Source organism: Brucella cytisi (assembly GCF_038433355.1).
Taxonomy (GTDB): Bacteria; Pseudomonadota; Alphaproteobacteria; order Rhizobiales; family Rhizobiaceae; genus Brucella; species Brucella cytisi.
Genome location: NZ_JBCAUP010000005.1, coordinates 112,562 through 131,179, shown reverse-complemented (window position 1 = coordinate 131,179; position 18,618 = coordinate 112,562). Strand labels below are relative to the sequence as shown.

The window sequence follows — 18,618 nt, the reverse complement described above, 5'->3', positions numbered from 1 at the left end:
TAATGTATCAATATTCGCGTGGATCGATGGCGTCGCGTAATCCGTCGCCAAGAAGATTGAAGCCGAGAACGACTAGAAAAATCGCGGCTCCTGGCCAGATCGACATCCAGGGTGCCTGGGAAATAAAGTTTTTCGCCGTGTTCAGCATGGAACCCCACGATGGATTAGGCGGCTGCTGGCCAAGCCCGAGAAATGACAAGCTCGCCTCTGCGATAATCGCAGCAGCAATGGTCAGGGTAGCCTGCACGATGATTGGCGAGACAGAGTTCGGCAGAATGTATCGCCATATGATACGTGGGTGCCGCAAACCGATCACCTTGGCAGCTTCGACATATTCCTCATTACGCACCGACAATACCTGCCCGCGTGTGATGCGGGCAAAAACCGGAGCAGCCGAAAAACCTATGGCAATCATTGCATTGACGAGACTCGCTCCCAGAAACGCGGCAAGCGCTATCGCCATGATCAGAAATGGAATAGCGAGCATGGCGTCGATTACGCGGGATATCACACTGTCCGCCCATCCGCCGAAATAACCGGCAATTACCCCGAACGGCACACCGACGGCAATGGCAATCGCGACGGAGATACCTCCGGCCATCAGTGAAGTACGCGCACCGTATGCCATTCGGGCAAATAGATCGCGCCCCAGCTCATCTGTACCGAGCCAGTGAGCGGCTGAAGGCGGTTTGCGAATAGCCGTAAAGCTGGTCTGAAACGGGTCGTATCCCGCAATCCAGGGGGCAAGTATGGCTACAATCGCAAAAAAAACGACCAGGAATGTGCCCAGTACCGCCGCTCGGTTTGCCAGAAACTTGCGTATTGCACGATTAGAGGACCTTGCGACCGGCATTTCAATCGCGCTCATGATGCGTCCCTCAATCTTGGATTGACAACGATGTACAAAATATCTGCTACGAGGTTCATCAGGATGAACCCTATGGCAGTGCACAGCACGACACCCTGTACAACCGCATAATCGCGGGTAAAAACAGCGTCTACGATCAGTTTACCGAAGCCGGGAATAGTAAAAATCTGTTCGGTCAATACCGCACCCGCCAACAATTCACCGAACAGAAGCGTTGTTAACGTAATAATAGGAACTAATGCATTTCGCAGGGCATGTCGCAAAATGACAGTCGTTTCATTCAGACCCTTGGCACGAGCCGTTCGTACATAATCGGACCGGAGAACACTCAGCATGGCCGAACGAGTGTGACGCATCAGCACCCCGGCGAGTCCGGTACCGAGCACGAAGGCGGGCATGATCATGGTCCGGATATTCTGGCCGAAATCTTCCAGCGGCGACGTGTAACCGGAGGACGGGAGCAATTGCCATTGTACGGATACGAACAGAATTAGCAGAATGCCAAGCCAGAAATTGGGTATCGACAATCCGGAAAGAGCAGCTACGTTAATCGAGTAATCAGTCAACGTTCCTTTACGCACAGCAGAAACAATACCAGCCGGCACGCCGATGATGAATGCGATTACCATAGCAAAAGCGGCCAACTGTATTGTCACCGGCAATTTTTGCGCTATCAGGTCCAACACTGGCACTTCTGTGCGCACGGAAACTCCGAAATCGCCCGTAAGTATCTGCCCGAGCCAGGCAACATATTGAACCGGGATTGGGTCATTCAGTCGATATTTTTCCTGCAGGTAGGCAATCGTCTGTGGATCGCGATCTTCACCTGCCAGAGCGAGTACTGGATCTCCCGGCAAGAGTTTTTGCATCCCGAAAACCAGGACAGACACCAGGAACAATGTTGGGATGACGACCAGACAGCGTCGTATTATCAAGTCCATCATTAGCTTGGATCCATATTCAAAATGAAACGGTGAGCACGCTTACAACCTCTACCCACCGGCTTCCTTCTACTTTACCAGGGAAACACCCTTGAGACGGATCATGCCATCCGGATATGCCTTGAACCCCTGAAGATTGGCGCGTGCAGCAAACGGCCAGGGCTGGTAATAGAGATAAACGATAGGAAGCTCATCCTGCAGAATTTCCTGTGCCTGATCATAGATTTCCTTACGCTTGGCGGGATCGGAAATGGATTTGGCCTGCTCCAGCAGCGCGTCTACCTTTTCGTTGCAATAACCTGCATCATTCAGACTTCCCTTACAGGTATCGAATTGATGGATATTACCATCAGGATCAGCGCGCCCCGACCAGCCGCTTTGGCCGGCTTGATAAGACTTTTCCTTCAATGCGCTTTGCAACGCCGCAAACTCTGTCGGTCGAAGAGAAATATCAAAACCAGCTTCAGCCGACATCGCCTGAATGAGTTCGTAGACCTGCTGCGACGTGGTATTATTGCCGAACGCAATTTCAAAGCTCACACGCTCGTGCCCGGCCTCCTTCAGAAGCTGTTTTGCTTTTTCTACATCCCGGCTGACGTTTTCGAATTTTTTGTCATAGGCAAAGCTCGATGGCGGGAACGGCTGATAGGCTGGCTGAAAAACACCTTGCCCTACGACTTCATTGATGGCGTTACGATCAATGGATAATTCGAAAGCCTGACGAACCCGCTTGTCATGACCAATTGGAAACGAATCCTTGTCACCTCTGGTCATATTGAATGTAAGAGCCTGATAACCAGTCCCGGTAACGGGATAGAATGCAAGACTGCTATCAGCCTTTGCTGCCTCGATGTCGGATGATGCCAGGCGCTCGATCAGATCAAGATCACCGGAACGCAGATTGGCAAAGCGAACCGTTGTGTCCTGTATGGGCAGAAACGTTACTTTATCGAAGCTATAATTGGCCGCATCCCAGTAATCGGGAAATTTCTCAAGTACGATGCGATCATTCTGGACACGGTTCACAAACTTGTAAGGACCAGAACAGACGGGGTTTTGCCCGAAATCTCCGCCTTCAAATGCTTTAGGCGAGAGGATCATACCCGCCCTGTCCGCGAGTTGCGACAAAAGGGAGGCGTCCGGTCTGGTGAGATGAATGTCGAGGGACGTGTCGTCAATCACCTCTATTCTGTCAATGGAAGCTACTTCGCTTTTCCGCAACGACTCGGGCAAGGATTTTGCCCGTTCGAGATTCGCCTTCACATCAGTTGCCTTGATTGGCGAGCCATCATGAAATTTTCCATCAGAACGCAACTTCACATGTAAAACTTTGCCATCTTCGGACCAGTTCCACTCGGTCGCGAGCTGTGGCTGAATTTCCAGTTTTTCGTTGATGTCGAAGAGTTTGTCGCACAACGATGTGAAAACGATGCGACCAACAAATGTGCGTGCTCGATGCGGGTCAAGCACGTCGGCATCGTCTTGCAAACCGATCCGCAAATCAGTCGCCATCGCGGTTGACGCCAAACCAAGAAAAGCGACCGACAAGACAGCCCTTTGTAAATATGATCGATACATGGATTTCATTTTTGGTTCCCCTTATTTGATTTCATCATTCTTCCAGGACGGCGAGGCTTCCGGTTGTGGAGCGTGCGATGTCGTTTGCATTCGGGCAACACCGCCAATCTCGCCGACGACAGCAGCACGCAGCGAAACCAGATGCGTTCGCATTGCTTCCTCTGCATCAAGCGGATGAAAGCGGCGAATGGCATCAAGTATTGCATCATGTTGAGCTACCGACAGGGCATTTCTGCCGCTGGACCGCACGCGGGCACGAAACTGCTGCCACGCGTCATTGCGACGGATTTCATCGATGATCCCCATAATGGCGATAAACAGATGATTACCAGATGCACCCGCAATCCTGCTGTGAAATGCCGAGTCCCATCGCTCCCATGAGGCAACATCGGCTGACTGCTCTGCTTTCATCGCCAGTCTTTGAAGCTGCTCGACCAAAGCAGGCGTAGCACGAGCCGCCGCCATTCTCGCCAGGGCCGGTTCAATCTCGATACGGACGTCCATTACTTCAATGGGATTGGTAAATCCTGCTATTCCCTTGGCAAGTCCGCGCCCTATCGGCATGCGCTCGCCGCCAAATGTGCCCTGCCCTTGCCTTCGCCATATTGCTCCTTCCTCTTCCAGAATGTCGAGAGCCGCACGCACGGCACGTCGTCCTACTCCAAATCGGGCCGCGAGCTCCCGCTCGGGAGGAAGCCGGACTTCGCGATCAGACATATTTGCGGCAAGCAATGCCCTCAGCTGCTCGAGCGCTCTGGTCGAATTTGGATCGCGTCCCATCATTGACATCAGCTTGAACCTTTATGGAACCAAGTCTGTCTGCGGTTCACCTCTGATTGAACGAGAATGATACCGGTTCGTATTCTATTTCACACATCCCGTTTTTTTTCTTATATTTTATAGAATAAAACCAAAACCAATGGAGTTATTCAAGTCAAATGTCGCGTAAACACCGTGAACCAATTTGACAATTGGTTCCGTTGCTGTGAAGTTTGAAGTCGGGAGGTTTTACCACATGATCGTTTTGTGAAGTCTTGCTACGGCAAAAACACCATCATCGCACCGAAGCACTCGTAATGCGTCATTTGCGCCCTCATTCCTGCAATGTACAAATGTCCATGAATAGCGCTTCCAGACCCCATCCCTGACTTATCGAGCAAAACCCAAATCTCCGGACGATCAGGTGTTGTCTTTTCTAAAACCCACTAAGAGAATCTCAAAATGAGTGGCATTTCCTTTCATAATGCTGAGCCGGCCTTGCGGAACTTCATCATCGATGCAACCGATGATTTGTCCACGATACTGGGTGAATCTCTCGTCAGCGTCATCCTTCACGGTTCGCTTTCGATGGGATCATTTCACCCTCCAAAAAGCGATGTGGATCTACTGGTAATAGTAGATGAGCTGACTGAAGACCTGGCCCGCAGACTGTACGCACTTTTCGAGCATCACCATGCCACCAGACCCTATGCGGGTGGCATGGAAGTCAGCGTCGTTCTGGCGTCCGAGGTGAAATCACCTATGGCTCCGTTGGCTTATCTCGTGCATTTCAGCGAGACAACGACCGGATTTCGTCCCTGGATTCGAGGAGAACCACTGATAGACGAAGACCTGATAGCCCATCTTATGGTCGCCAGACTTCGGGGACTGAGTCTGTTTGGCCGAAGCCCGCAGGAAGTGATCGGAGAGATATGCTGGAGCGACTACCTGACTTCAGTGCGGGGGGATATTGACTGGATACTAGACGATCAGAATATCATGACGTCACCATATTACTGCATCCTCAATTTATGCCGCTGGGCCATGATGATCGAGGCCAAAGCACGCATCATTCCAAGCAAGGACGAAGCTGGATTGTGGGCACTGACAAACCTGCCGGATGAATTGAAGGGTACCGCCGCACAAGCTCTTGCGGCATATCGAAACTCTTACTGGCCACAGACAATATCGCAGAGGCAACTCGCAGGAGGGCCCTGGCATCGAAAACCGCTCATCGAATTTAGAGACTACATCCGGTCTCGCTACACTTCCGATTCATCTGCATGACGCCTCACGACAAGCGTATGTATTGTGGCATCCCATGCGGAAACCCTGGCCGGCTCAAGAGACCCAGGGCCATTCCGGTCTCGAATGCAGTCGTTGTCGGCGCATGGCAGTTTAACAATCGCATCCTCCCTGATGGCACCAGCGTGCCCCTCCTGTCTCCCGGAACGGATCGTGTTCGGTACCTGTTTATGACATCACCCGAGTAGTACCGAGGCTTGTTTTTATATGATGCATGAATGCCTGCGTTGCCGCTGATACGTCAACATTGGGAAGCGCCAGCTTCATCCCGAGGAGTGGCAATGACGGAAGCGGCTCGTAGACTATAAAAAGATCCGCCGGCACAGCATTCTTCGTCATTACACTGATTGCCAGCCCCGACCGGGTCACTGCTATGAGGCCCGCAATGCTGTTGCTGGCATACGAGATACTGTAAGGCAAACCAGCCTTGGTCATAGCTTCGCAGGCGGCACGATGATCCATCGCATTTGATGCCGGAAGTGCAAGCGGCGTTCTTTCACCAAATTCATGTTCTTCGAGCGTTGCCTTTGCACCTACCCACACCATGGCCTCAGTTCTGATGATATCGTTGGCGTCGTTCGCATTGAGCGTCGAGATAAGCGCCAGATCGAGCTGTCCGGAATGGAGCAGACCGCGCAATTCGACAGTCGGCGCAGCGACAACCTTGATATCGACATTGCCGTGGTTGACGCCAAAGCTCCTGAAAATTCTAGGAAAAAATGCCAGGAGATAGTCTTCGGGGCAACCGAAAACGATAGAACCTTTTAGGCCGCGATCCGAGAAATCAGCAAGGGCCTCATCATGAGCTTTCAGGATGCGTTCCGCATATGCAAGAAACTTTTCACCGGTGCTCGTCAATCGAATACCACTACCGCTGCGGTGCATGAGCGTCTGCCCCAGCGCTTCCTCGAGACGTTGCATCTGCATGGTTACCGCAGATTGGGTGCGCCCCACCTGCAGCGCTGCCGTGCTCAATGATCCGGTTTGCGCGGCACGAACAAATGTCTGTAACAAACGAGGATCTAAATATGCGTTCATATCAATTTTCCTGATAATGTAGTGCCACTATTATCAAATTTACTTCGACGTATCCAGCTGCAATGGTTGACTGAAATCTGGCCGGAGAACTGTCATGTCAAACAACCTTGAGCCCGAATTCTGGGCGAACGTCGACAAGCACCTGATCCGATACGGAGGCACGTTCGACCCGGCGATTATCGAGCGTGCAGAGGGATGTTTCGTTTACGATGCCGACGACCGCCCCATTCTGGACTTCACTTCAGGGCAAATGAGCGCGCTGCTTGGCCATTCCCACCCGGCAATCACCGGGAGAGTAAAAGAACAGGTTGAGACCGTTGCACATCTGTTCAGTGGCATGCTTTCGCGACCCGTCGTCGAACTGGCAAGGCGCCTCGCGCTTCTGGCCCCGGGCCTCGATAAAGTGCTGCTTCTCTCCACTGGTGCTGAGTCGAATGAAGCGGCCATTCGCATGGCAAAGCTCGTGACCGGGAAACACGAAATCGTAGCATTCTCCAGGAGCTGGCATGGTATGACCGGTGCAGCCGCTTCAGCTACCTATTCCGCCGGGCGCAAAGGCTACGGTCCGGCAATGGCCGGATCAATCAGCGTTCCGGCACCCAATACATTCCGCCCACGCTTCAAGCGGGCTGACGGTTCGATTGACTGGCATTCCGAGCTTGATGACGCTTTTGCCCTGGTCGATGCCCAGTCAACCGGAAGCCTCGCCGCATTTATCGCAGAGCCGATCCTCTCCAGCGGCGGCATGCTGGAACTGCCTGAAGGTTATCTGGGCGCACTTAGAGATAAATGCCACGAACGCGGCATGCTTTTGATCCTTGACGAAGCTCAGACCGGAATTGGCCGCACCGGCGAAATGTTTGCATATCAGCGGGATGGCGTGACACCGGACATCCTGACCATTTCCAAGACCATCGGTGCAGGCTTACCGTTGTCAGCAGTGTTGACAACGACCAGGATCGAACAGGAGGCCTTTGAGCGCGGCTTCCTCTTCTATACCACCCACGTATCGGATCCGCTGCCAGCGGCTGTCGGCCTCGCCGTGCTTGATGTCGTCGCCGAGCAAGATCTCGTCGAGCGAGCACGCCGCCTCGGCAACAGACTGATCGATGGTCTCAATTCCATCAAGCAGCGTTACGAATGCGTCGGCGATGTTCGTGGGCGTGGGCTCTTTGTTGGCATGGAAATTGTCAAGGATCGCACGAACCGGGAACCAGACCATGAACTGGGCGCACGCATCGCGAAAGAGGCGTTCAATCGCGGCCTGAACATGAACATCGTCAAGCTGCCAGGCATGGGCGCGGTATTCCGCATCGCCCCGCCATTGATCATCACCGAAGAAGAAATCGACCTCGGTCTCGACATCATCTGCCAATCCATCGAACACGAACTCATGACAGACCAGAAGGCAGCAGCAGAATGATGAACGCGGCGACACCAGTTCCTGCGGAACACGAACAGTCGCAGACAATCCGCGTGTTGGTAGCAAAACTTGGCCTCGACGGACATGACCGTGGAGCAAAGGTCGTGGCGCGCGTTCTGCGCGATGCCGGAATGGAAGTGATCTATACCGGGTTGTATAAAACGCCGCTTCAGGTCGTTCAGGCGGCCATTCAGGAGGACGTTGACGTCATCGGCGTCAGCCTGCTTTCGGGTTCACACGTACCACTATTTCGTCAGCTTGGACGCTGCCTGAAAGAACAGCGCGCAGAACACATTTTTGTCGTTGCTGGCGGCGTCATCCCGGAGCAGGACTATGCGGCTTTGATCGACGCCGGTGTGGATGCAATTGTGCCGCAAGAAGCACGCGTGGAGACAATTGTCACAACCATTACCGATCTTGTAACGTCCCGTGGCCGCATATGACAGCTGTCGCTCAAGCCGCAACCCGGACGAAGCCTGCCTACAGACCTTCGCAGGATTTCGTTGCCGAAGTTCTTGCCGGAGACCTTCTGGCTATCGCCCGCATGATTACGAGAGCCGAGACAGGTATTGCTGAGGCAGGTCCCGCACTGGCGGAAATCTACCGGCATGCGGGCAAAGCGCATGTCATCGGCATCACTGGTGTACCAGGTGCCGGAAAATCCACCCTCGTGTCAGCACTCATCAAGACACTTGCAGCCGACGGTCACAAGGTCGGCGTGGTTGCGATCGACCCCAGCAGTCCCTATTCGGGCGGCGCAATCCTCGGTGACCGGGTTCGCATGAATGACAATGCGCAGGCAGGCAACGCCTTCGTCCGCAGCATGGCAACACGCGGGCATCTGGGGGGGCTTGCACCAGCCACCTTACAGGCAGTCGATGTGCTCGATGCTGCAGGCTATTCACCGATCATCATCGAGACGGTTGGTGTCGGACAGGATGAAGTCGAGGTCGTTTCTGCGGCCCATACCGTTGTAGTGCTTTCTGCGCCGGGCCTTGGCGATGACGTTCAGGCGATCAAGGCAGGTATTCTGGAAATCGCCGATATCCATACGGTCAGCAAGGCTGACAAGCCCGAGGCAGCTGCGACACTGGCGGCGCTGAAAGCCATGATGACCCTTGGCGGACCGGCAGAACAGACGTCGTGGACTGTTCCCGTTTTCGCGGTCAGCCCGGTGACGGGTGACAAGGTGAACAAACTTAAAGAACTGATCCAGCAACACTGGCTCCATCTCAATGATACCGGCGAGCTTGGGTCTCGCCAGCGAAAAATCTGCATGACGCGAATATTGGGTGCAGCGCGGCGGTTGTTCCATCGGCGTTTTGTAACCGGCGCCACAGAGATCGAAGCCCTGCTGCAATCAGTGTTGGAGCGACGTGACGATCCAGAGACAGCAGCACGCACTCTTCTCAGCCGCAGAGAGGCTTTGAAATGACAAAACTATATCGGGAAGATGCAATCGGGAGCATTAGCGCAGCTCAGGCCATATGGGAAGCCAATGAACTTGCGGCCACTCTTGCCAACCGCCCCGAAGAAAAACTCGAATATGAAACCGAATGCGGCATCCCGCTGAAGCGTGTCTATACAGCAGCCGATGTCGCCGATATCCCTGCCGACGCTCTCGGTTTCCCGGGAGCCTATCCATTCACCCGAGGACCATATCCAACGATGTATCGGGGACGCCCCTGGACAATCCGCCAGGTTGCCGGGTTCGGAAATCCGGAAGCCACCAACCAGCGCTACAAATATATGGTTCAGACCGGACAAACCGGTCTCTCTACCGATTTCGATCTACCCACACTGCTTGGCCTTGATTCAGACGATCCCATGGCATTTGGCGAAGTCGGTCGATGTGGTGTCGCCATTGACACGATCGACGATGTCGATCGCCTGTTCGACGGGATCGATCTCGAGAAAATCTCGGTGTCCCTGACGATCAACCCGTCGGCCTGGGTTATCTATGCCATGTATGTGGCAGTAGCCGAAAGTCGTGGCTACGATCTGACAAAGCTTGCCGGCACATTGCAAGCTGATCCCCTGAAAGAATACGTAGCACAAAAGGAGTGGATTTATCCGGTTCGCCCAGCCGTCCGGCTCCTGCGTGATCTGATCATGTACAGCGCCAGAGTCACGCCCAAGCTCAATCCAATCAGCCTCAGCGGCTATCATTTATCCGACGTCGGCGGCAATGCGATCCAGGAGATCGCCTTCATCATGGCCTTCACCACAGCCTATTGCGAAGAAGTTATTGCCGCCGGCATGGACATCGATGACTTTGCACCGCGTCTCTCATTCTTCTTCATCAGCCAGCAAGATTTCTTCGAACAGATCTGCAAGTTCCGTGCGGCCCGTCGCGTCTATGCCAGGTTGATGGCAGAACGTTTCGGCGCAAAGAAAGCGGAATCGATGCGGTTGCGCGTGCATGTGCAGACCGCTGCCATGAGCCTGACCAAAGTCGAGCACCAGAATAATCTGGTGCGCACGGCAATTCAGGCTTTGGGTGCTGTTCTGGGTGGCTGCCAGAGCATGCATACCAACGGACTGGATGAAGCTTTTGCTATTCCGACCGAAGAAGCCATGAAACTGGCTATCCGTACCCAACAGATCATTCGTGACGAGATTAATGTCACCTCCGTGGTTGACCCTCTCGGGGGCTCCTTTTTCGTCGAGCGCCTGACGCACGATATGGAAGAAGAAATCTGGAAAGTGCTGACCAAGGTCGATGAGCGCGGCGGTGCGATCAAGCTAGTCGAGGAAGGCTGGTTCCAGCAGCAGCTTGCCGATTCCGCATATGCGACATTCCGGAAAATCGAAACAGGTGAGAAGGTTTCCGTCGGCGTTAATCGCTACGTCGATGACACCGCCAAAAGCGCCGACGTCGACATCCATCCCTATGATGAGGAATGCACCCAGATTCAGATCGACCGCCTCAATGCCGTCCGCATGAGCCGCAACAATGCGCATATCCAGACCTTGATGGCGGAGCTGGTTGCACAAGCGCAAACCGATCACGTGAACCTTTTGCCAAAGACCATGGAACTCGTGAAAGCCAAAGCGTCGCTCGGCGAGATCTGCCGCGCACTGCGCGACACTTGGGGCGCTTATGACGAGCCAATGATCGTATGAGACATAGAATGGGAAAAACCGTTGTCGTCCGCGTGGATGGCGTCATTGCCTGGGTCAAGCTTAACCGACCCCACAGGCTGAACGCCATGAATCAGGATCTGGTGAATGATCTTGCTGCTGCACTGGACCGTATCGAGAGTGACGAGAAGATTCGCACTGTCATCCTGCATGGTGAAGGTCGCGCATTTTGCTCAGGCGATGATCTGCAGGATCTCGACAATCAGACTACGTCTGCTGACGCCACGCAGGCGTGGGTCGAATCCATTCAGGCAATTACCTTGAAGATCATGGGATCGAAAAAGATCGTCATTGCCGCCATTCATGGCTGGTGTGTCGGCGGCGCGCTGGAATGGGCGATCAATTGCGACTTCCGGATCTTTGCTGGAACAGCGAGCTGGTTTTTTCCTGAAGTCACTTATGGGTTCTTTGTCACTGGTGGCGTCACAGCCTTGCTGACCAAACACATCGGCCCTCAGGCTGCGAAAGAACTCATAATTCTGGGTGAACGTCACGACGCGGCCAAAGCGCTTCAAGTGGGCATAGCCTGGAAAGTCGTACCAGATGAAGAGTTGCTCAAGGAAGCGCAGGCACTCGCACTAAAAATCGCTGATCGTCCGGCAACATCGGTCTCTGCAATCAAAGAGGCGATCAACGAAGGTTTCCATTCATCGCTTGAACAGGCCATGGCCCGCGAAACGCGTGCTACGGTCTCCGGCTTTCTGTCCCCTGATGCGCAGATGCGCGCGAAGCACTATTAGGCAGATGGGTCTGGCGATGGATCATATCCCTCTTCAAACGGTCATTCCCGGACACAGCGACAGTACCCTCGATATGCGGGTACTGCCCAAAATTCTGGCACATCAGGCTGAGATACTGGGCGACAAGCCCTTTATCGAGATTTGCGGTCGCAAAGCCAGTTTTCACGATATGCACCGCATTTCGAACCAGCTCGCCAACGGGCTGCGTGCGCTTGGCGTCGAGCGTTCCGACCGCGTAGCGCTTTTGCTGCCCAATTGTTTCGAGTTTGTCGCGATCTGGTTTGCGGTTGCAAAACTGGGTGCCATCGAGGCCCCCAACAATCCAGACCTCAAAGGCGAACTGCTAAGCCACAATCTGAACAATTGCGGCGCGAAGGTACTCGTCGTGGATGCGAAAAGGCTCAACGACCTCGCCAGGATCCAGGACCAGCTACCGCACATTGAAACAATCGTCCTGACAGATACAGATACTGACACCGCGCGTGCAGCCGGTGTGATCATAAAGCACATTGTCACTTTCGATGAATGCATGACCCAACCGGACCAGTTCGAACATATTGATATCCATTATTCTGATCCGATGGCGATCCTCTATACGTCTGGCACGACCGGCCCCGCCAAGGGCGTTTTGATGTCGCATCATCATTGCTATTGCTGGAGCATGGCGATGGCGCTCAATCTCGGATACACCGCCGCCGACAGCTATTTCTGCACACTGCCCCTTTTCCATACGGACGCGCAGATGTTCGGCATCTATCTGCCACTCATCTTTGGAACACAGACCACGCTGGTTGAGAGCTTCAGCGCCTCGCGCTTTTGGGAACAGGTTCGCGCCAGCGGCGCCACAGCAACAAACCTGCTCGGCGCCATGGGTGTCATTCTGGCCCGGGCAGAACCCAGAGCCGACGATGGCGATAATCCTCTCCGGGTCTGTCAGTGCATTCCAATGGTACCTGATAAATCCATGTTTGAGCGCCGCTTCGGCATGAATCTCGTCACCGGTTACGGCCAAACCGAAACCAGTTTCGTAACCCTCGATACGCCCGGCACGACCCGCGACGGTTCATGCGGAAAACCACATCCCGATTGGGAAGTGGAAATCGTCGATGAACACGATCGACCCGTTGCAGCTGGTGTGGTGGGAGAAATCGTCTCACGCCCGAAAAAGAACTGGAACATGTTCTCCGGATATTATCGGGCGGAAGCAAGAACCGTCCAGACGCTGCGCAATCTCTGGTACCATTCGGGCGATGCCGGCTATCAGGATGAAGACGGCTGGTTCTATTTCAAGCAACGCCTCAACGAAGCAATTCGGCGGCGTGGAGAGAATATTTCCGCCTTCGAAGTCGAGACAATTGCGGAGGCCCATAGTGACATCGTCGAGAGTGCCGCATTTGGTGTTCCCTCCGAATTTACTGAAGAAGACATCATGTTGGTGGCCATGCGCCGACCGGGATCCGCACTGACACCAGCCGAACTGGTGGAGCATTTTCGCGCCCAGGCGCCTCGCCATATGATCCCTCGTTACATCGACCTCATCGACGGGCCGCTGCCGCGGACCCCAACGGAAAAGATTGCCCGCAGTGAGCTTAAGAAGACCGGAGTGACTGCGGAAACGTATGACCGTGGGACGCGTTGACACGCGCCTCCCGGCCCAAAGGTCCCGAAAACAAGGGAAATCTGCGTGTGTGGGCAGCGCAGGAAGGGACAAAGTTTATGCCCGCGAATAAAATGGGAGACTTTCATGAAACGGATACTGCTTCCAGCAATCAGTTTGTCAGTCGTACTTTCTCTGGCTGGCGCCGCCTCCGCCGATATCCTGGTCGGCGTAGCCGGTCCTATCACCGGCCCAAACGCCGCCTTTGGCGCCCAGTTTAAAAAGGGTGCTGAACAGGCAGCCAATGATATCAATGCGAAGGGTGGTGTACTCGGCCAAAAAATCAGAATCGAAATCGGCGACGACGTTTCGGATCCCAAGCAAGGTATCTCGGTTGCCAATAAATTTGCTGCCGACGGTGTCAAATACGTCATCGGACACTATAATTCCGGCGTTTCAATCCCTGCCTCGGAGGTCTATGCCGAGAATGGCATACTGGAATTTTCTCCGGCCTCCACCAATCCGCAATATACAGAACGCGAACTCTGGAACACATTCCGCACCTGCGGTCGCGATGATCAACAGGGCAAAGTTGCAGGCGACTATATTGCCGAGCATTTCAAGGACGCAAAAATCGCTATCGTTCACGACAAGACACCTTACGGTGTCGGGCTCGTCGATGTCGCGAAAAAGGTACTGAACGATGCTGGCATCAAGGAAGTCCTCTATGAGGGCATCAACATGGGTGACAAGGACTTCTCAGCTCTTATCAGCAAGATGAAGGAATCCGGCGTATCGCTGATTTATTTCGGCGGTCTCCACACGGAAGCCGGGCTGATCATGCGACAGTCTGCAGATCAGGGGCTTAAGGCCACCCTGTTTTCTGGAGATGGCATGGTTTCCAATGAGCTGGCCTCCATTGCGGGCGATGCGGTCATAGGCACGCTAAACACTTTTGCACCCGATCCACGCAAAAACCCCGCAGCAAAAGATCTGGTTGAAAAATACCGCACCCAGGGCTTTGAGCCGGAAGCCTATACGCTATACTCTTACGCAGCCATGCAAATCATTATGCAGGCCATCGAAAAACTTGGCTCTGCCGATGATGCCCAAAAAGTTGCCGAGACAATCAAGCAAGGTGGCCCCTGGCCCACGGTAATCGGTCAGATCAGCTATGATGGAAAAGGGGACATTACCAGGCCGGACTATGTTGTCTATGAATGGACCAAGGGCGAGAACGGCAAGCCAACCTACGGGGAAAAATAGTCGGGAAGGCTATATTCTGCAGCATTGGAAAGGTCTCGACGGCTGGCACTCAGTGAGTAAAAACACCACCGCAATGCCAGCCGTACGCCCTCAAATTCGGGATTAATCCGCCTTGGGCGTGAGGATTGGCTGCTGTCAATGTGACCGGCCTGATGTTCAGTCGTAACGCAGATAGCCCGATGTTCCTGCCAGGGATCAGGATAAGAGAACAAACTTTGAGACGCATCGACCATGGCTTTGCGATACCCGCAAATAATTGTCTGGTATCTGCGGGTATCGGGCAGAGTGTCAGTGTCTGGTTTCGGAGAACAAGGCGGGAAAAAGATAACGGCCCTTCGGGTGTCAGTCAGGTCCCGCCTGGTGGGTCATTCTCCTCAACAGGTCTTCAATGATATCAAACTTTCGCCCCAGGAAACCGGTCATTTCTCGTGCCCGGTCGACAAGAGGGGCAGAAGCAGCATATTCGGCTCTGTAATGGTTCTGGCGACCATCCCCGGCATCGCGCTATGCGCTCGTTAAGAACGTTTCGCGAGGTACGGGTAGCAGAGATCGCGGCTGGTCCCGACCGGAAAAGTCACAACCGCATTTCGGCGCCAGTTTAACGTCACCCCCCGAAGAATTCTGAAAAACCTGAAGACGAAGGCCTGCCTTTAATTCAGTCTCTTGTTGCCCGGCAAGATCCTATAAAATCAACGTCAAGTTTGCGCATACCGATCCATCGCGTATTGTGTTGGAAAACGAACCTTCACGCGGTGTCATCATGGGCAGAAAACCATCGTCGAGGATAAAAGATTACGTTGCAGCTCTACCGTTAAGACCTGGATTACGTATACTCGAAGTTGGCTGTGGTCCCGGGGCCGCTGCGCGTGAGGTACTGTCGAGGATCGGCAGCGGCACAGTCGTCGCAATTGATCGCTCATCCAAAGCAATCCGCATGATCGAACAATTGGCGAAGACGGACATCGAGAAGGGTCGGCTTGTCGTGCACAATGTTGCGATCGAGAATTATCATCTGAAGAGTGGTGAAGAGCCTTTCGATCTCGCTTTTGCCATGCGCGTCGGTGCTTTGGATGGCAGACACCCCGAGATCGAGAAACTGGCCATGATGCGGTTAAAGGCGGTGCTGAAACCTGATGGATTTCTGTTCATCGACGATCGCAAACCGATCAGAGGCGACGATATTGACGTCTCCACGGAGTTCTCACTTTGAGCGCAAAACTTCCTCCTGAATGATCTGCGCCTACCAGTAACGACAATTACCCCTTGCTACCGTTAAACGTTCTCCCGACTTTGCTCACCGAACGGTCCAGGGAAGCGATGAATCCTGCACGAGACTGAAAATAGAACTGAAGCTCGCGAAACACCACCACGATGCCCGTGCGGTCCTCCTGCAAAGTAGCGCGTTTTGAGTGAATCGAGCAGTCATGCCGGCGCTGAAGTTTCGTAACGTTCATCCAGCATCAGCTTCTGGCGACCATCGCAATGATGATTTCGTAGAGCTCGGACTGGGCCTGACTGACACTGATTTCTCCGATTGCCGCGGCTTGGGACAATGCATCAGCCGCACCCAGCATTGCCCAGAAGCCAGATTGCTGAATCCCGTTCGGCCCTGTGAATGAAAGCAGAGCATTCCGGCATTTCCCGATGAACACCAACCGGTAGTTATGTTTAACGGTCTCAAGTTCCGGAGAGCCGGCAAGGCCAGCCAGAATTCCCGGAATCTCGCGACCCTGAGCCAACACACACTCGATATACGACACTGCGATGACACTTGCAGTACCTTCCAGCGTCATTTTCCGTGAAGCAAGTGCGGTGTCGATTAATGCCGTCTGACGCTCGTCAAAGTCCCGGTAAAGCGCAGTCAACAGACCATTGCGCGTACCAAAATGATCATAAATCACCGGCTTGGTCACACAGGCTTCAACGGCCAGGCGTGGCAGGGTCAATGCATCAGTGCCTTCCTCACGCGCGAGCCGCCACGCCACATCCAGTAGCTGGCGCTGGCGCTGTTCACGGGTCATACGCATCCTTTTATCCATGTGCAGTGACCGACCATATACGGTTGACATTCCTATATACCAAAAGTAACTTACCTAAAGTATATACGACCTGACCCACAAACACAACCGCCCGCCGAACCATGTCCGGCGACTGGAACGGCGCGCCTGCCCGCCGCCCACAGAGGACTTAACCCAATGACCGAAGTCGCAATCCCCGTACCTGCATACCGAAATCCGTGGCTGGGCCTCCTGGCCATACTGCCACTTGTTCTGCTTGTTGCAATGGATGCTTCAATTCTTTACCTCGCTATGCCGCACGTGACGTCTGCACTCACTCCGACAGCCGAACAGGCGCTGTGGATTCTGGATATTTACGGCTTCGTAGTGGGTTCATTGCTGATTACCTTCGGTAGTATCGGTGATCGTTATGGACGCCTCCGGCTCATCATGAGTGGTGCAATCGTCTTTGGCGCCGGATCGCTGGGAGCAGCTTATGCCCAGTCTCCCTCGATGCTGATCATGGCACGCGCACTCATGGGACTGGGCGGTGCAACACTTCTGCCTTCTGCTCTGGCCCTCGTCAGTGCCCTTTTTACCGATACACGTCAGAGAGCACGAGCTATAGGCGTTTTCGCCGCGACCTTCGCAGCTGGCTTCGCCATAGGTCCTTTGATTGGAGGTATATTGCTCCGGCATTTCGATTGGGGCGTCGTATTCCTCGTTAATATCCCTGTTGTACTCACCTTTCTTGTCCTCGCCCCGATATTATTGCGGGAAGTTCGCTCAAGTGCTCCTGGCCGGCTGGATTTGCTTAGTCTTTGGTTGTCGTTCACCGGCATTCTGCTGTTCACATGGTCGATCAAAGCCACGGCCGCCGAGGGCTTCACCGCCCTTCAGACCGGAGCCGGCATCATAGGCATTATCGCGCTGGGCCTGTTCTTGCGCCGACAAACCCGCATCCTTGACCCTCTTCTCGATATCAGCCTTTTTCAGGACCCCGTCTTTTCGATCGCGATCCTGACCGGTTTATTATCGCTTCTTGTTTGGTCCGCTGCCGGCTTCCTGTCTGGCATCTATCTCCAATCGGTACTCGGCTTCGATGTATTCACAACAGCGATGCTCATGCTGCCAGGGGCCCTCGTCCTTACCGCAACTTGCGTAGGCACTGCTGTAATCGTTGAGTTACTCGGTCGGAAGGTCGCCCTCGTTTCGACACATCTGCTCATCAGTGCTGGCGCTTTCATGTTACTGTTTACCGGAACTCAGACCGGAGCCGTCGCATTCATTGCATCGACGATCGTCGCGGGTGTCGGTTACGGACTGTCATTCAGCCTCGTCGCCGAAGTCGCAGTGTCCGCCGTTCCCGTCCAGCGCGCCGGCGCAGCCGGGTCGATTGCGGAAACCAGTAACGAACTCGGTAACGCGCTCGGCATCGCTCTCCTCGGCTCCCTGGCTGCACTCGGTTTTCGACTTCTCGGTCCCGGTGTTGCCGCCACTCTCGACGAAACTATCAATCATACCGGTATATCCGCTCAAGCCGTTGAACAGGCCCGGGAAGCTTTCGTTACCGGTTTGCATATTGCAGTGGGAACAGGCGGTATGCTGATGTTGATTGTCGGCATTGCGGCGTGGGTTTTCTTGCCGACAGATCTGTCCGAATAGCCATGCGGGGCAATCGACATGTTTGGCCGATTCAGACAAACATACAGCCAGGAAACCTGGTCAGAGGGTGGGAAGACGCTTGTTGTATCGTTGTCTCGTCCCACCCGCCATAGCGAGTAAAAGGCACAATTTTTTACAGGCCTTCCCCTTTTTCGCAGGCGATCCATTTGGATTTTTCCTCACCCTGTTGTGGGGCTATCGTGTGATCGAAAATCAAACTGGCACGGTCAAATGTGGAAACCTGGACGAAGTCATAACAAAGCGTATTGCTTCGACAATTGTCCGTCACCGGCACTT

General features: G+C 53.9%; 16 protein-coding genes. 10 read left to right on the top strand and 6 right to left on the bottom strand.

The features are described 5' to 3' along the window. Positions 1 to 7: 7 nt before the first annotated feature. The 4 genes from AAE521_RS06880 to AAE521_RS06865 form a co-directional block, all read right to left on the bottom strand. Entirely contained in the window at positions 8 to 868 is an 861-nt protein-coding gene (locus AAE521_RS06880) for an ABC transporter permease (protein WP_342060825.1), read from the bottom strand. Further along, positions 865 to 1,812, bottom strand: coding sequence for an ABC transporter permease (locus AAE521_RS06875; protein WP_342060824.1), 948 nt, complete (start codon positions 1,810 to 1,812; stop codon positions 865 to 867). The genes AAE521_RS06880 and AAE521_RS06875 overlap by 4 nt, the downstream gene beginning before the upstream one ends. A gap of 66 nt (positions 1,813 to 1,878) precedes the next feature. After that, positions 1,879 to 3,387: an ABC transporter substrate-binding protein gene (locus AAE521_RS06870; protein WP_342060941.1), complete on the bottom strand. Its 1,509-nt coding sequence runs from the start codon at positions 3,385 to 3,387 to the stop codon at positions 1,879 to 1,881. Between the two features lie 21 nt (positions 3,388 to 3,408). Beyond that, entirely contained in the window at positions 3,409 to 4,176 is a 768-nt protein-coding gene (locus AAE521_RS06865) for a FadR/GntR family transcriptional regulator (RefSeq protein WP_342060823.1), read from the bottom strand. A 432-nt stretch (positions 4,177 to 4,608) separates the two neighbouring features. On the opposite strand from AAE521_RS06865, the gene AAE521_RS06860 reads away from it, so the two are divergent. Further along, positions 4,609 to 5,433: an aminoglycoside adenylyltransferase domain-containing protein gene (locus AAE521_RS06860; RefSeq protein WP_342060822.1), complete on the top strand. Its 825-nt coding sequence runs from the start codon at positions 4,609 to 4,611 to the stop codon at positions 5,431 to 5,433. 186 nt (positions 5,434 to 5,619) lie between these two features. Here AAE521_RS06860 and AAE521_RS06855 read toward each other — a convergent pair whose 3' ends face one another. Continuing rightward, a complete protein-coding gene (locus tag AAE521_RS06855; RefSeq protein WP_071631580.1) occupies positions 5,620 to 6,489 on the bottom strand; it encodes a LysR family transcriptional regulator in 870 nt (289 codons plus the stop codon). Between the two features lie 94 nt (positions 6,490 to 6,583). On the opposite strand from AAE521_RS06855, the gene AAE521_RS06850 reads away from it, so the two are divergent. The 8 genes from AAE521_RS06850 (at position 6,584) to AAE521_RS06815 (ending at position 15,869) form a co-directional block, all read left to right on the top strand. Then, positions 6,584 to 7,912: an aspartate aminotransferase family protein gene (locus AAE521_RS06850; RefSeq protein ID WP_342060821.1), complete on the top strand. Its 1,329-nt coding sequence runs from the start codon at positions 6,584 to 6,586 to the stop codon at positions 7,910 to 7,912. After that, positions 7,909 to 8,355 (top strand): cobalamin B12-binding domain-containing protein, encoded by a 447-nt coding sequence (locus AAE521_RS06845; RefSeq protein WP_084094116.1) that lies wholly within the window; start codon positions 7,909 to 7,911, stop codon positions 8,353 to 8,355. Before AAE521_RS06850 ends, AAE521_RS06845 begins: the two co-directional genes overlap by 4 nt. Further along, entirely contained in the window at positions 8,352 to 9,347 is a 996-nt protein-coding gene (meaB, locus tag AAE521_RS06840) for a methylmalonyl Co-A mutase-associated GTPase MeaB (RefSeq protein ID WP_071631583.1), read from the top strand. The genes AAE521_RS06845 and meaB overlap by 4 nt, the downstream gene beginning before the upstream one ends. Then, entirely contained in the window at positions 9,344 to 11,038 is a 1,695-nt protein-coding gene (locus tag AAE521_RS06835) for a methylmalonyl-CoA mutase family protein (RefSeq protein ID WP_342060820.1), read from the top strand. Before meaB ends, AAE521_RS06835 begins: the two co-directional genes overlap by 4 nt. 8 nt (positions 11,039 to 11,046) lie before the next feature. Further along, positions 11,047 to 11,796: an enoyl-CoA hydratase/isomerase family protein gene (locus AAE521_RS06830; RefSeq protein ID WP_342060819.1), complete on the top strand. Its 750-nt coding sequence runs from the start codon at positions 11,047 to 11,049 to the stop codon at positions 11,794 to 11,796. Between the two features lie 16 nt (positions 11,797 to 11,812). Beyond that, positions 11,813 to 13,435 (top strand): AMP-binding protein, encoded by a 1,623-nt coding sequence (locus AAE521_RS06825; protein WP_342060818.1) that lies wholly within the window; start codon positions 11,813 to 11,815, stop codon positions 13,433 to 13,435. 105 nt (positions 13,436 to 13,540) lie between these two features. Then, positions 13,541 to 14,659, top strand: a complete 1,119-nt coding sequence (locus AAE521_RS06820) for a branched-chain amino acid ABC transporter substrate-binding protein (RefSeq protein ID WP_071631587.1) — start codon at positions 13,541 to 13,543, stop codon at positions 14,657 to 14,659. 760 nt (positions 14,660 to 15,419) lie between these two features. Next, positions 15,420 to 15,869: a class I SAM-dependent methyltransferase gene (locus AAE521_RS06815; protein WP_342060817.1), complete on the top strand. Its 450-nt coding sequence runs from the start codon at positions 15,420 to 15,422 to the stop codon at positions 15,867 to 15,869. Between the two features lie 250 nt (positions 15,870 to 16,119). Here the strand turns inward: AAE521_RS06815 and AAE521_RS06810 are convergent, their stop codons facing one another. After that, on the bottom strand, positions 16,120 to 16,680 hold the full coding sequence (locus tag AAE521_RS06810) for a TetR/AcrR family transcriptional regulator (protein WP_342060940.1): 561 nt from the start codon (positions 16,678 to 16,680) through the stop codon (positions 16,120 to 16,122). A gap of 174 nt (positions 16,681 to 16,854) precedes the next feature. On the opposite strand from AAE521_RS06810, the gene AAE521_RS06805 reads away from it, so the two are divergent. Beyond that, on the top strand, positions 16,855 to 18,321 hold the full coding sequence (locus tag AAE521_RS06805) for an MFS transporter (protein WP_342060816.1): 1,467 nt from the start codon (positions 16,855 to 16,857) through the stop codon (positions 18,319 to 18,321). Positions 18,322 to 18,618: the final 297 nt, after the last annotated feature.